The sequence below is a fragment of the Tersicoccus solisilvae genome (assembly GCF_014643255.1).
GTDB lineage: Bacteria > Actinomycetota > Actinomycetes > Actinomycetales > Micrococcaceae > Tersicoccus > Tersicoccus solisilvae.
In genome coordinates this window covers 1-13235 of sequence record NZ_BMJI01000017.1, presented here as the reverse complement: position 1 = coordinate 13235, position 13235 = coordinate 1, and the positions used below count along the sequence as shown (strand labels likewise).

Genomic DNA, 13235 nt, shown 5'->3' with positions numbered 1-13235 from the left:
GCACCCGCGAGGGCGCCGGCCGTTCGTCGTGACGAGGCCTCAGGCCAGGCGCAGCCAGGCCGCCGTGTCGGGAGCCAGGGCGCCGCCGTCGACGGCGTCCGGGACGCTCGCCAACAGCAGCTCGGCGCCGGTCGGCAGCTCGAAGGCGCGGTCCGAGGCGTTGAGCACCACGAGCACTCCCTCGGTCGTGAACGCGAGGATGCCCTCGCCCGGCGCGTGCACGTCGGCCCACGCCATCGTGCCGGTGCCGAGCCGCAGCTCCCGTCGCAGGGCGATCAGCTGCCGGTAGAGCTCGAGCGTGGAGCCGGGGACACCGTCCTGGACGTCGACCGCGTGCTCGGCGAACGCGGCCGGTTGCGGCAGCCAGCTCGCCCCGGTGGGGGAGAAGCCGTAGGCCGGTGCGGCCGCCTCCCAGGGCAGCGGGACACGGCAGCCGTCGCGCCCGACATCGGCCCCGCCGCTGCGCACGAACGTGGGATCCTCACGGACCTCGGCGGGCAGCTCGGTCGCCTCCGGCAGCCCCAGCTCCTCGCCCTGGTACAGGTAGGCGGAGCCGGGCAGCGCCAGCATGGCCAGGGTCGCGGCGCGGGCACGCCGCAGGCCGATCCCCGCGTCGGGCTGCTCGTCGGCGGGGCCGATGCCGGCCGAGCGGCCGGTGGGATCGGTCAGGCCGAAGCGGCTGGCGTGGCGGACGACGTCGTGGTTGGACAGCACCCACGTGGTGGGGGCGCCGACCGCCTCGTTGGCGCTCATCACGCTGTCGACGGCCCGGGCCATGCCGGCGGCATCCCAGCCCTCGATCAGGAACTCGAAGTTGAACGCCTGCTGCATCTCGTCGGGGCGGACGTACTTCGCCAGTCGCGGCGCCGGTTCGACCCACGCCTCGGCGACCATCATGCGGTCGCCGTCGTACTCGGCGAGGATGTCGTTCCAGTGCCGGTAGATCTCGTGCACGCCGTCCTGGTCGAACATCGGCGCGGGCACGTGCTCCTCGACGGGGTCGGCGCCCTCGGCCCGGGTGGTGCCCTCGACCATGGCGGTGTGGCCGTCCCAGTCCGGCAGGTCCGGGTGCTTGACCAGGCCGTGCGCCACGTCCACCCGGAAGCCGGCGACTCCGCGGTCCAGCCAGAACCGGAGCACGTCGTCGAACTCGGCGACGACCTCGGGGTTGTGCCAGTTCAGGTCCGGCTGGGTCACGTCGAACAGGTGCAGGTACCACTGGCCGTCCGGCACCCGGGTCCAGCCGGGTCCACCGAACACCGAGGTCCAGTTGTTGGGCGGCTCCGACCCGTCGGGCCCGCGGCCGTCGCGGAAGACGTAGCGGTCACGCTCGGGCGAACCCGGGGCCGCGGCGAGGGCCTGCTGGAACCACACGTGCTCGTTCGAGGTGTGGTTGGGCACCAGGTCCACGACGGTACGGATGCCCAGGGAGTCCGCCTTCTCGCGGAGGGCGTCGAAGTCGGCGAGCGTGCCGAACCGGGGATCCACCTCCCGGTAGTCGGCGACGTCGTAGCCCGCGTCGTGCTGCGGTGAGAGGTAGAAGGGGGAGAGCCACAGCGCGTCGACGCCGAGCGAGGCCAGGTGGTCCAGCCGGGCCGTGATGCCGGGCAGGTCGCCCATGCCGTCCCCGTCCGCGTCGGCGAAGGACCGGGGGTACACCTGATAGATGACGGCGTCGGCCCACCAGGGGGTGGTCCGGGTGTCGGCCGGGGCGGGTTCGAGGGTCACGGGTTCCTCTCCAGGGGGTGGCGGGCCCGGTCGGAGGTGTCTCCGTCGGGGGACCGGTCGCGGGACGGCCGATAACGATTCGGCGCCACCCACTCTCTCATGGGCGTAAGCGCTTGCGAAGGGCGTCGCCGCATTACTACTATGACGCAGGTCACGGGAGGCTCCGGGCCTGTCCGTTCGTGGCACGTCTCAACGAGGAGAACCGGCATGGGAATGCGGAAGAAGATCGTCCCCCTGGCGATGGCGAGTGCGCTGGCGCTCTCGCTGGCGGCCTGCGGGGGCGGGGGGTCCAGCTCCGGCGGGGGCGGCCAGCAGCAGAACAGCGACGCGGCCGCCAACATGGAGGGGCGCGGCCCCATCACCTACGTGCAGGGCAAAGACAACTCCAACGTCGTCAAACCGATGATCGCCAAGTGGAACGCGGCGCATCCGAACGAGAAGGTCACCTTCAAGGAGCAGTCGGACAACGCCGACCAGCAGCACGACGACCTGGTGCAGAACTTCCAGGCCAAGAACGCCAACTACGACGTCGTCAGCGTCGACGTGGTCTGGACCGCGGAGTTCGCGGCCAAGGGCTGGCTGCAGCCGCTGAAGGACTCGATGTCGCTGGACACGTCCAAGATGATCCCGTCGACCGTCAAGGCGGCGACCTACAACAACACGCTCTACGCCGCCCCGCAGTCCTCGGACGGCGGCATCCTCTGGTACCGCAAGGACCTGGTGCCCACGCCGCCGAAGACGTGGGACGAGATGATGGGGATGTGTGACATCGCCAAGAAGAACAACATCGGCTGCTACGCCGGCCAGGCCGCCAAGTACGAGGGCCTGACCGTCAACGCGTCCGAGGCGATCAATTCGGCCGGCGGCAAGATCCTGGACGACAGCGGCAAGCCCGCGGTCAACTCGGACGAGGCGAAGAAGGGCCTGCAGAACCTGGCCGACGCCTACAAGAACGGCAACATGCCCAAGGAGGCGATCACGTTCCAGGAGGAGCAGTCGCGCGCCGCCTTCCAGAACGGCAACCTGCTGTTCCTGCGCAACTGGCCGTACATCTACAACCTGCTCAAGGGTGAGGGTTCGAAGGTCGCGGACAAGTTCGGGATGGCGCCGCTGCCCGGCAAGGACGGCCCCGGTGCCTCCTCGCTCGGCGGGCACAGCTCGGCGATCAGCGTCTACTCGAAGAACAAGGCCACGGCCAAGGACTTCCTGACCTTCGTGACCAGCGAGGAGCAGCAGAAGGCGTTCGCCGTCAACGGCTCGCTGGCCCCGGTGCTCGGCTCGCTGTACACGGATGCCGCCGTGGTCAAGGAGCTGCCGTACCTGCCGGTGCTGAAGACCTCCATCGACAACGCCGTGCCGCGCCCGGTGACCCCGTTCTACCCCGCGGTGACGAAGGCGATCCAGGACAACGCCTACGCCGCGATCAAGGGTGAGAAGGATGTCAGCACCGCGGTGGACGACATGAACAAGGCACTGACGGCCGCGACCGCCGGCTCCCAGTGATCGGACGCCGGGGGCGGGCACGGCTGACCGGTCCCGCCCCCGGCCCTTTCTCCCATCATCACTCCGCGCGCGGGCCCGGCCTGTGCGCACAGGAAAGGAGGGACCATGTCGACGGCTGTCAACGAAACCGATCTGAACGGCGGCGGCACGGCGCCCCAACCGCTCGAGGAGGAGCGGGCGGAGAAGACCCAGGGGCGCCAGGCGGCGATGCTGCTGGCCCCCACCCTCATCCTGCTGGCGATCGTCATCCTCTATCCGGTCATCAGCGCGATCACCCTGTCCTTCCAGAAGGACCAGGGCCTCGACCCCGCGACCGGCCTCTTCGTGGAGGGTGGTCCCGCCGGCTTCAGCAACTACACCGCGTGGCTGCTGCAGCAGTGCCCCGCGGGCGCCGGCGCCTTCACCTGCCCGGACGGCAGCATCGGTGGCCAGTTCTGGACGGCCACCGGCGTCACGTTCCTCTTCACGATCGTCACCGTGACCCTGGAGACCGTGCTCGGCTTCTGGATGGCGACGATCATGGCCCGCAAGTTCAAGGGCCGGGGCCTGCTGCGGGCCGCCGTGCTCGTGCCGTGGGCTATCCCCACCGCCGTCACCGCGAAGCTGTGGTACTTCATCTTCGCCTCGGACGGCATCCTCAACCATCTGATCGGGCAGACCATCCTGTGGACCGGCAGCGAGTGGCCGGCCCGGTGGGCGATCATCATCGCGGACACGTGGAAGACGACGCCGTTCATGGCGCTGCTCATCCTGGCGGGCCTGCAGTTGATCCCGGCCGAGGTGTACGAGGCCGCGAAGGTCGACGGCACCACCGCCTGGCAGCGATTCGTGCAGATCACCCTGCCGCTGGTGAAGCCGGCGCTGATGGTGGCGATCCTGTTCCGCGTGCTGGACGCGCTGCGCATGTACGACCTGCCGGCCATCCTGACCGGGGGAGCGAACGGCACCACGACGCTGTCCATCCTCGTGATCCAGCAGATGCGGGCGGGCGTCAACAGCGCCGCCGCCCTGTCGACGATCACGTTCCTCATCATCTTCCTGGTGGCCTTCATCTTCGTGAAGTTCCTGGGAGCCAACGTCGTCGAGGGCGCGGGCCCGAAGCGCCGGAAGCGGAAGAAGGTGGCAGCATGACCGCCGTCGCGGGCCCCGTGGCCGGAGAGGCCGCCCAGGCCGAGATCCCCAACAACGCCGCCAGCCGGCGCGACCGGTGGGCGAACATCCGCACCTACATCAGTGCGGTGATCATCCTGGTCTGGTGCCTGGCGCCGTTCTACTGGATGGTCGTCACGGCCTTCCGGGACGTGAACTTCACGTTCGACAACACGCCCTGGCCCACCCACGTGACCCTGGACAACTTCCGGGCCGCGTTCGACGAGAGCACCGGCAACCACTTCCTGCTGGCGCTGGGCAACAGCCTGCTCGTCTCGACGGTGACCACGGTGATCTCGCTGATCGTCGGGGTGTTCGCCGCGTACGCGCTCGCCCGGCTGAACTTCCGCGGCAAGTTCCTCATCCTCGGCTTCATCCTGGGCGCCTCGATGTTCCCGGGTGTCGCCCTGGTGACGCCGTTGTTCCAGCTGTTCACCAAGATCGAGTGGATCGGCACCTACCAGGCGCTGATCATCCCGAGCATCTCGTTCGTGCTGCCCCTGACCGTGTACACGCTGACGTCCTTCTTCCGCGAGATGCCGTGGGAGCTGGAGGAGGCGGCACGGATGGACGGGTGCACCCCGGGTGAGGCGTTCCGGAAGGTGATCATGCCGCTCGCGGCGCCGGCGGTGTTCACCACAGCCATCCTGGCGTTCATCTCGGCCTGGAACGAGTTCCTCATCGCGAGCCAGCTCTCCAACGAGGCGACCCGGACCGTCACGGTCGCGATCGCCTACTTCGCCGGGGCGATCCCCCGCCAGGAGCCGTACACCACGGTCATGGCGGCCGGCACGATCGTGACCATCCCGCTGGTCATCCTCGTGCTGATCTTCCAGCGGCGGATCGTCGACGGCCTCACGGCCGGCGGCGTGAAGTAACCCGGACGGCGGCCCGAACGACGTGCGGTACGAGGACGGCGACGACGAGGACGAGCTCGACGCGGAGGACCAGCTGCGTCGGGTGCGGATCGCCGAGCACCTGGAAGCGGTGATCGGTTTCCTCGCCTTCGCCGTCCTCGCCGTCGCCGCGATCGGCGTTTACACCTCGACGACCGGCCAGTTCGCCTGGTCGTGGTTCGCCGGCGCCGTCGCGCTCGCGATCGTCGTCGTGTTGCTCTGGCGGCTGCGCCGCCGGCTCCCGCGGGTCGAGGCCAGGCGCCGTACGTACTGACACCGTCCCGCCCCCGCTTTCTCGGTCTCACGCAGAAGGTCCTGTCTCATGCCCAGCATCGACGAGGTCGCGGCGCGCGCGGGGGTCTCCACCGCGACCGTCTCGCGCGCGCTCCGCGGCCGCTCCGGCGTCTCGCCGCATACCCGGGATCGCGTCCTGGCCATCGCCGACGCCATGGGGTACGTCGCCTCGTCCTCGGCCGCCGGCTTGGCGACCGGGCGCAACATGGCCATCGGCGTCCTCGTGCCGGTGGTCCACCGCTGGTTCTTCGCCAGCGCGATCGAGGGCGTGGACCGGCAGTTGCGTTCCCGCGGCTACGACCTCGATCTCTACAGCCTGGGCGGGGCGGGCACCAACCGCGACCGGGTCTTCCACCGGTCGATGCTGCGCAAGCGGATCGATGCGCTGGTGGTGCTCTGCATGGCGTTGACCGACGAGGAGCTGGCGGCACTGCACGCGCTGGAGCAGCCCGTGATCGTCGTCGGCGGCCCCGTGGACGGGTGCCGGCACGTCAGCATCGACGATCGGGCCGCGGTGCGGGACGCGACCGAGCATCTGATCGGGCTCGGCCACCAGCGCATCGTGCACCTGGCCGGTGGTGGCTCGTTCGGCATCGACTTCTCCGTGCCGCGGCTCCGCGCCGCGGGATTCCGCGACGCCATGGGCGCGGCCGGGCTGCCGGTCGGTGCCGCGTCCACGGTGTTCGGCGACTACGCGGCGGACAGGTCCAAGGATGCGGTGGCCCGGGTGCTCGCGGCCGACCCGCGCCAACGGCCCACCGGCATCGTCGCCTCGTCGGACGAGATGGCCTTCGGCGCCCTCCTGGCCGCCGCCGAGGCCGGGTTGCGGGTCCCGGAAGACCTGTCCGTGATCGGCGTCGACGACCACGAGTTCGCCGAGGTCTTCGGCCTCACGACCATCCGTCAGGATCCGATCGCGGCCGGCGAGCGTGCGGCCACGCTGTTGCTGGCCGCGCTGGAGGGCGACGAGGGAGATCTCACCGCGCAGCCGGCACCCGAGCCGCACGAGCTGGTGATCCGGCGCAGCACCGGCCCGGCGCCCCTGCTCGCCGCCGCCGGCCGGGGGAGCCGGTCCGGGCGGGCGTCCGCGGGGCGCGTCGGTGCGACGGGTGCCGGGGCACACGCGGCGCCCTCCGGTTCCCGCTCGCTCGGCGCGGGCACGGCCCGGCCCCGGGTGCAGCCGGCATGAGCCCGGGGCCGGACGATGTCCGGCCCCGAGTGTGACCCGCCCCTTGCGGAGGGTCAGGAGGCCCGGGCGAGCTGTTTGATCGGCAGCCAGCGGCCGGCGAGGCGCCGATACGCGGCGGCCGCCCCGGTCATGTCCGCCTCGGCCAGACACTCGATGCCCAGCCGCAGGTCGGAGGGGGAGTCGTCGGGGTAGACGGCCTCCGCGACCTGGCCGTAGTCCAGGGCCACGGCGGCGCCGTCGTCGAACCCGTCGAGCCACTCACCGAGATCGCCCAGTTCGGTGAGCAGGTCCATCTCGGGAACGACGGCGGCCAGGCTGCTCGCCGCGAACCGGACCCGGTCGCGAGCCTCACCGATAGCCGTGCAGAGCCGGCAGTTCTTGATCCGGTCGCCCGACCGGAACACCTGGACCGGGTCCTCGTCGCTGAACAACGCGAACCAGGCCAGGGGCACGCCCCAGGTCGCGGTGCGGGTGTGCAGGCGGTCGGTCCCGTCGGAGGTGCGCAGGTCGTCGAGGTGCCGCTCCAGCGCCTCCCCCGGCACGACCAGTTCAGCCAGATCGGTGGAGACGGCGTTGCTCAGCTTCTCGGCGGCCAGCAGTGCGCGCACGCCGAGCTGGCCGGGGTTGAACAACCGGTGCGTGGTGCCGGCGCCGTCCGTGACGTCGAGCGCCCGGACGTGCTCCGGGCCCACCGGGAACGGCTGGTAGCGCGGCTCGCAGGCGCGGGCCAGGGAGGCGAGCATGTCCTGCCGGTCGGCGGTGGAGGGATCCTCGGCCGCACCGATCAGGCCGTGCGGCTCGAAGGCGTGCAACGGCTCGTACACCCGCAGGTGCGACTGGAAGGGCAGCCCGGCGGCGACGTCGTACGTCCCGCCGATCGCCACGATGCCGACCATGACGTCAGCGTAGACCCGCGGTCAGGCCAGCTCCACCACCACGGGGGCGTGGTCCGACGCGCCCTTGCCCTTGCGTTCCTGCCGGTCGATGGAGGCGCCGGTGACCCGGGCGGCCAGGGCCGGGGAGGCCAGGACGAAGTCGATCCGCATGCCCTCGCGGCGGGGGAAGCGCAGCTGCTTGTAGTCCCAGTAGGTGTAGACGCCGGGACCGGGCGTGTACGGGCGCACGACGTCGGCGAACCCGGCCTCCTCGAACGCGTGGAACGCGGCCCGCTCCGGCGCGCTGACATGGGTGGCCTGCTCGCGTTCGAACAGGTCGATGTCCCACACGTCCTCGTCCCGCGGGGCCACGTTCCAGTCGCCGACCAGGGCCACCTGGGCGTCGGGATCGGTGGCCAGCCAGCTCGCCGCCTGGTCCTTGAGCACCCCGAGCCAGTCGATCTTGTACTGCATGTGCGGGTCGTTCCGGTCGCGGCCGTTGGGCACGTACAGGCTCCACACCCGCACTCCGCCGCACGTCGCCGCGATCGCCCGGGACTCCTGCACGGCGTCCGCCTCCTCCTTGCCGAAGGTGGGCTGCCCTTCGAAGGTGCGCTCGACGTCCTCGAGGCCCACGCGGGAGGCGATCGCCACCCCGTTCCACTGGCTGACGCCGAAGTGGGCGACGTCGTAGCCGAGGCGCTCGAACAGGTCCCAGGGGAAGTTCTCGTCCTTGCACTTGGTCTCCTGGATGGCGAGCACATCCACGTCGGAGCGGTCCAGCCAGGCCTCCACGCGGTCGGCGCGGGCACGCAGGGAGTTGACGTTCCAGGTCGCGATCCTCACCGATCCAACCTACCAAGCCCGACGTCGGCCCCGTGCTGGCCCCGGCCCGCCCGCTGGCCATTTACTAGGATGTCCGAGTATTCTCGGCAGGAGACGTGGATCACATCCGGCTCGGATCCGAGCGGCGGTCCACGGCCCTCGGTACCCGACGCGAAGGAGCTCCGGTGACCCGCGATCTCACCCACTACAGCGGCGGCGCCCACCGGGCCGGTACGTCCGGCCGGTTCGGCGACGTCCACGACCCGGCCACCGGCCAGATCACCTCCCGGGTGCCGCTGGCCGACGGCGGCGAGGTGGCCGACATCGTCGGCGTCGCCGCCGCGGCCCAGCCGGCGTGGGCGGCCACCAACCCGCAGCGCCGGGCCCGCATCCTGCTGCGCTTCGTCGACCTGGTCAACGAGCACGTCGACGAGCTCGCCGCCCTGCTCTCCGCCGAGCACGGCAAGACGCTGGCCGACGCGAAGGGCGACATCGCCCGTGGCATCGAGGTGGTCGAGTTCTGCGCGGCCGCCCCGCACCTGCTCAAGGGCGAGTTCTCGGACAGCGTGGGCACCGGGATCGACGTGCACTCGCTGCGCCAGCCCCTCGGCGTCGTCGCCGGCATCACGCCGTTCAACTTCCCCGCCATGATCCCGCTGTGGAAGGCCGGTCCCGCGCTCGCCGCCGGCAACGCGTTCGTGCTCAAGCCCTCGGAGCGGGACCCCTCCGTGCCGCTGCGGCTGGCCGAGCTGCTCACCGAGGCCGGCCTGCCGGACGGGATCTTCAGCGTGGTCAACGGCGACAAGGTCGCGGTCGACGCGCTGCTGGACGACCCGCGGATCAAGGCGGTCGGCTTCGTCGGGTCCACCCCGATCGCGCAGAGCATCTACGCCCACGCGGCGGCCAACGGCAAGCGCGCCCAGTGCTTCGGCGGCGCCAAGAACCACATGATCATCCTCCCGGACGCGGATCTGGACATGGCCGTGGACGCCCTGATCGGTGCCGGCTACGGCTCGGCCGGGGAACGGTGCATGGCGATCTCCGTCGCCGTGCCGGTGGGAGAGCAGACGGCGGACGCGCTCGTCGCCCGGCTCAAGGAACGGATCGACGGTCTGCGCCTGGGCGAGGCCACCGACCCCGAGGCGGACTTCGGGCCCGTCGTCAGCGCCGCGGCGAAGGAGCGCATCGAGGCGGCCATCGCCACCGGCATCGAGGAGGGCGCCGAGCTGGTGGCCGACGGCCGCGGCCGCACCGTCGACGGCTACCCCGGCGGGTTCTGGGTGGGGCCGACCCTGTTCGACCGCGTCCGGCCCGAGATGGCGCTCTACCGCGAGGAGATCTTCGGCCCGGTGCTCTCCGTGGTCCGGGCCGCGGACTACGAGGAGGCCCTGCGGCTGCCGACCGAGCACGAGTACGGCAACGGCGTGGCGATCTTTACCCGCGACGGCGACGCCGCCCGCGACTTCGCGTCCCGGGTGGAGGTGGGCATGGTCGGCATCAACGTGCCGATCCCGGTGCCCATCGCCTACTACACGTTCGGCGGCTGGAAGGCGTCCGGCTTCGGCGACCTCAACCAGCACGGCGCCGACGCGTTCCGCTTCTACACCCGCACCAAGACGGTGACCACGCGGTGGCCGTCGGGCATCCGCGCGGGCGCCAGCTTCGTCATGCCCGAGGGCAGCTGACGGTGGCGGATTCCGCAACCGGACCCGTCGAGCCGCCCGTCCTCACCGAGGTCCGCGGCAGGCTCGGCGTCCTCACCCTGAACCGGCCGCGTGCGGTCAACGCGTTGACGGCCGAGATGGTCGAGGCGATGCTCGCGGCGCTGACGGCCTGGCGCGACGACGACGCGATCGAGACGGTCCTGGTCCGCGGCGCGGGGGAGCGCGGCCTGTGCGCGGGCGGCGACATCGTCGCCATCTACCGGGACATGACCGCGGACGGTGCCGGTTCGACGAGTCAGGACGGCCGGCGGGACACCACCGCGAGCGAGCGGTTCTGGGCGCGGGAGTACCTGCTGAACGCGATCATCGCGGCGTACCCCAAGCCGTACGTCGCGTTCATGGACGGGCTGGTCCTCGGCGGCGGCATCGGGATCTCCGCGCACGGCAGCCACCGGCTGGTCACCGAGCGCACCCGCAGCGGCATGCCGGAGACGACCATCGGCTTCGCCCCCGACGTCGGCGGCACGTGGCTGCTCTCCCGGACCGACGGCGGCGCGGGCCTGCACGCGGCGCTGACCGGCGCCCACCTGGACGCCGCGGACGCGCTGCACCTGGGCCTCGCGGACCGCCTCGTGGCCGCCGCCGACCTGGACGCGATCGAGGCGGCACTCGAGACCGAGCCCGCCGACGACGTCGTCGCCCGGTTCGCCGTCGCCGACGTCCCGCCGTCGGCCCTGGCCGCCGCCGCGGCGTGGATCGACGACGCGTACGGCCGGCAGACCGTGCCGGAGATCGTCGCCCGGCTGGACGAGCTGGGCGGCGCCGGCAACGAGGACGCCGCGGCGGCAGCGGCGACCATCCGGGAGAAGTCGCCGACCTCGCTGTGCGTGACCCTCGAGGGCGTACGCCGGGCCCGCGGCGCGACGCGGCTCCAGGAGGCCCTGGTGAACGAGTACCGCGTGGGCCTGCGCCTGCTGCAGGGCCACGACTTCCCGGAGGGCGTGCGAGCCCAGGTCATCGACAAGGACCGTGATCCGCACTGGGACCCTCCGACCCTGGCGGCCGTCGACCCGGCCGTCGTGGCGGCCTGTTTCGCGCCGCTGGAGCACGACCTGGACCTGGACGGGCTCGACGGCACCGCCCAGCACGAGACGGCAACGAAGGGTGCATCATGACCGACACGACGCCGACCCCGTCGGCCGCGACCGGGCCGGCGCCCGCCAAGGCCGGCCGCATCGCCTTCCTCGGCCTCGGGCACATGGGCCTGCCCATGGCCGCCAACCTGGTGGCCGCCGGCTACGACGTCGCCGGGTACGACGTCGTGCCCGCCGCCGTCGACGCCGCGCGCGCCGCCGGCATCCCCACCGCCGAGAGCGCGCTCGACGCCGCCGCGGGTGCGCGGATCGTCCTCACCATGTTCCCCAGCGGCGCGCACCTGCTGCGGGCCTACCTCGGCGGTCCGGCGGAGCCCGGGCTGCTCGCCCAGGCCGACCCGGGCACCCTGTTCCTGGACTGCTCGACCATCACCGTCGAGGAGTCGCGCGAGGCCGCCGACGCCGCCCTCGCCGCCGGGCACCGCAGCGCGGACGCCCCCGTCTCCGGCGGCGTCGTCGGCGCCGAGGCCGGCACCCTGACGTTCATGGTCGGCGCGGACGAGGCGGATCTGCCGCAGCTGATGCCGCTGCTGGAGGTGATGGGGCGGAAGATCGTGCACTGCGGCGGCCACGGCGCCGGCCAGGCCGCGAAGATCTGCAACAACATGATCCTCGGCGCGAGCATGATCGTCTCCTCCGAGGCGTTCGTGCTCGGCGAGAAGCTCGGCCTGTCCCACCAGGCGCTCTTCGACGTCATCTCCACGGCGTCGGGGCAGTGCTGGGCCGTGACGACGAACTGCCCCGTGCCCGGACCGGTGCCGACCAGCCCCGCCAATCGCGACTACCGGCCCGGGTTCGCCGGTGCCCTGATGGCCAAGGACCTCGGCCTGGCCCTCGCGGCCCTGCAGAGCACCGGCGTCGCCGCCGAGATCGGCCCTGCCGCGGCCGCCATCTACCAGCGGTACGCCGCGGGCGAGGGCGCCACTCGGGACTTCTCCGGCATCATCACCGACATCCGGCACGCGTCCGCGGGTGGGCCGGCTGCTGCCGGAGACGGCACTGCGGGAGATGGCCCGGCCGGAGATGACGCTGTGGCCGCCGACGACTCCGTGGGAGGGTGAGGACATGAGCGACGACGCGACCGTGCTGGTCGAGACCCGGGGCCGGGTCGGCCTCATCACGTTGAACCGGCCGAAGGCGCTCAATGCCCTGAACAAGGCCACGATGGACGAGCTGGTCGCCGCCGTGACGGCCTTCGACGCCGACCCCGGCATCGGCGCCGTCGTCATCACCGGCTCGGAGCGCGCCTTCGCGGCCGGTGCGGACATCAAGGAGATGGCGTCCCAGTCCTACATGGACATGTACGCCGCGGACTGGTTCCGGCACTGGGAGGACCTGACCCGGCTGCGCATCCCGCTCGTCGCCGCCGTCTCCGGCTACGCCCTCGGCGGCGGCTGCGAGCTGGCGATGATGTGCGACCTGATCATCGCCGCGGACACCGCCCGCTTCGGCCAGCCCGAGATCTCCCTCGGGGTGCTCCCCGGCATGGGCGGCACCCAGCGTCTCACGCGCGCCGTCGGGAAGGCGCTCGCGATGGACATGATCCTCACCGGGCGGCAGATCGACGCCGAGGAGGCGCTGCGTGCCGGCCTCGTCTCGCGCGTCGTGCCCGCCGACCGGGTGCTGGAGGAGGCCCTCGAGGCGGCCGGCACCATCGCGGCCACGTCGAAGCCCGTCGCGATGCTGGCCAAGGAGGCCGTCGGCACCGCGTTCGAGACCGGCGTGACGCACGGGGTGCAGATCGAGCGCCGCCTGTTCCACTCCGCCTTCGCCACGGAGGACCAGAAGGAGGGCATGGCCGCCTTCGTCGAGAAGCGGACGCCCGACTTCCACCACCGCTGACCCCGCCCCCCTGGCCCCCTCGCCAGCTCGTCAATAGCGGGCTGGGGCCTTGCGGCCCGCGTGGAGCGGGAGAAACATGTGGGTTGGGTCGCCTGTCGACGTCGGACATCCATGGT

General features: G+C 71.7%; 12 protein-coding genes. 9 read left to right on the top strand and 3 right to left on the bottom strand.

The features are described 5' to 3' along the window. Positions 1-39: 39 nt before the first annotated feature. Complete coding sequence (locus tag IEX22_RS11925) at positions 40-1728, bottom strand: glycoside hydrolase family 13 protein (RefSeq protein WP_229659993.1); 1689 nt, start codon at positions 1726-1728, stop codon at positions 40-42. A gap of 207 nt (positions 1729-1935) precedes the next feature. Between IEX22_RS11925 and IEX22_RS11920 the strand changes: the two genes are divergently transcribed. The 5 genes from IEX22_RS11920 (at position 1936) to IEX22_RS11900 (ending at position 6759) form a co-directional block, all read left to right on the top strand. Continuing rightward, complete coding sequence (locus IEX22_RS11920; RefSeq protein WP_188668638.1) at positions 1936-3231, top strand: ABC transporter substrate-binding protein; 1296 nt, start codon at positions 1936-1938, stop codon at positions 3229-3231. Between the two features lie 207 nt (positions 3232-3438). Further along, on the top strand, positions 3439-4362 hold the full coding sequence (locus tag IEX22_RS11915) for a carbohydrate ABC transporter permease (RefSeq protein ID WP_229660002.1): 924 nt from the start codon (positions 3439-3441) through the stop codon (positions 4360-4362). Then, a complete protein-coding gene (locus IEX22_RS11910; protein ID WP_188668636.1) occupies positions 4359-5258 on the top strand; it encodes a carbohydrate ABC transporter permease in 900 nt (299 codons plus the stop codon). Before IEX22_RS11915 ends, IEX22_RS11910 begins: the two co-directional genes overlap by 4 nt. A gap of 22 nt (positions 5259-5280) precedes the next feature. Then, positions 5281-5550 (top strand): hypothetical protein, encoded by a 270-nt coding sequence (locus IEX22_RS11905; RefSeq protein ID WP_188668635.1) that lies wholly within the window; start codon positions 5281-5283, stop codon positions 5548-5550. A gap of 48 nt (positions 5551-5598) precedes the next feature. Next, positions 5599-6759, top strand: coding sequence for a LacI family DNA-binding transcriptional regulator (locus IEX22_RS11900; protein WP_188668634.1), 1161 nt, complete (start codon positions 5599-5601; stop codon positions 6757-6759). Positions 6760-6812: 53 nt separating this feature from the next. Here IEX22_RS11900 and IEX22_RS11895 read toward each other — a convergent pair whose 3' ends face one another. Continuing rightward, positions 6813-7655, bottom strand: a complete 843-nt coding sequence (locus IEX22_RS11895; protein WP_188668633.1) for a DUF8083 family protein — start codon at positions 7653-7655, stop codon at positions 6813-6815. Between the two features lie 21 nt (positions 7656-7676). Then, on the bottom strand, positions 7677-8480 hold the full coding sequence (locus IEX22_RS11890; RefSeq protein ID WP_188668632.1) for an exodeoxyribonuclease III: 804 nt from the start codon (positions 8478-8480) through the stop codon (positions 7677-7679). A gap of 164 nt (positions 8481-8644) precedes the next feature. Here IEX22_RS11890 and IEX22_RS11885 point away from each other — a divergent pair, with 164 nt between their 5' ends. The 4 genes from IEX22_RS11885 to IEX22_RS11870 are packed head-to-tail and all read left to right on the top strand — an operon-like array spanning position 8645 to position 13119. Then, positions 8645-10144: a CoA-acylating methylmalonate-semialdehyde dehydrogenase gene (locus IEX22_RS11885; RefSeq protein ID WP_188668631.1), complete on the top strand. Its 1500-nt coding sequence runs from the start codon at positions 8645-8647 to the stop codon at positions 10142-10144. A gap of 2 nt (positions 10145-10146) precedes the next feature. Next, positions 10147-11298, top strand: coding sequence for an enoyl-CoA hydratase/isomerase family protein (locus IEX22_RS11880; protein WP_229659992.1), 1152 nt, complete (start codon positions 10147-10149; stop codon positions 11296-11298). Next, positions 11295-12338: a 3-hydroxyisobutyrate dehydrogenase gene (mmsB, locus tag IEX22_RS11875; protein WP_188668630.1), complete on the top strand. Its 1044-nt coding sequence runs from the start codon at positions 11295-11297 to the stop codon at positions 12336-12338. The genes IEX22_RS11880 and mmsB overlap by 4 nt, the downstream gene beginning before the upstream one ends. 4 nt (positions 12339-12342) lie before the next feature. Next, positions 12343-13119, top strand: a complete 777-nt coding sequence (locus IEX22_RS11870; protein ID WP_188668629.1) for an enoyl-CoA hydratase — start codon at positions 12343-12345, stop codon at positions 13117-13119. The last annotated feature ends 116 nt before the right edge of the window (positions 13120-13235 follow it).

Bases quoted from the DNA above. Each gene is read 5' to 3' on its own strand.
- IEX22_RS11920 (WP_188668638.1), top strand. From the start codon at position 1,936: ATGGGAATGCGGAAGAAGATCGTCCCCCTGGCGATGGCGAGTGCGCTG.
- IEX22_RS11915 (WP_229660002.1), top strand. From the start codon at position 3,439: ATGCTGCTGGCCCCCACCCTCATCCTGCTGGCGATCGTCATCCTCTAT.
- IEX22_RS11910 (WP_188668636.1), top strand. From the start codon at position 4,359: ATGACCGCCGTCGCGGGCCCCGTGGCCGGAGAGGCCGCCCAGGCCGAG.
- IEX22_RS11900 (WP_188668634.1), top strand. From the start codon at position 5,599: ATGCCCAGCATCGACGAGGTCGCGGCGCGCGCGGGGGTCTCCACCGCG.
- IEX22_RS11895 (WP_188668633.1), bottom strand. From the start codon at position 7,655: ATGGTCGGCATCGTGGCGATCGGCGGGACGTACGACGTCGCCGCCGGG.
- mmsB (WP_188668630.1), top strand. From the start codon at position 11,295: ATGACCGACACGACGCCGACCCCGTCGGCCGCGACCGGGCCGGCGCCC.
- IEX22_RS11870 (WP_188668629.1), top strand. From the start codon at position 12,343: ATGAGCGACGACGCGACCGTGCTGGTCGAGACCCGGGGCCGGGTCGGC.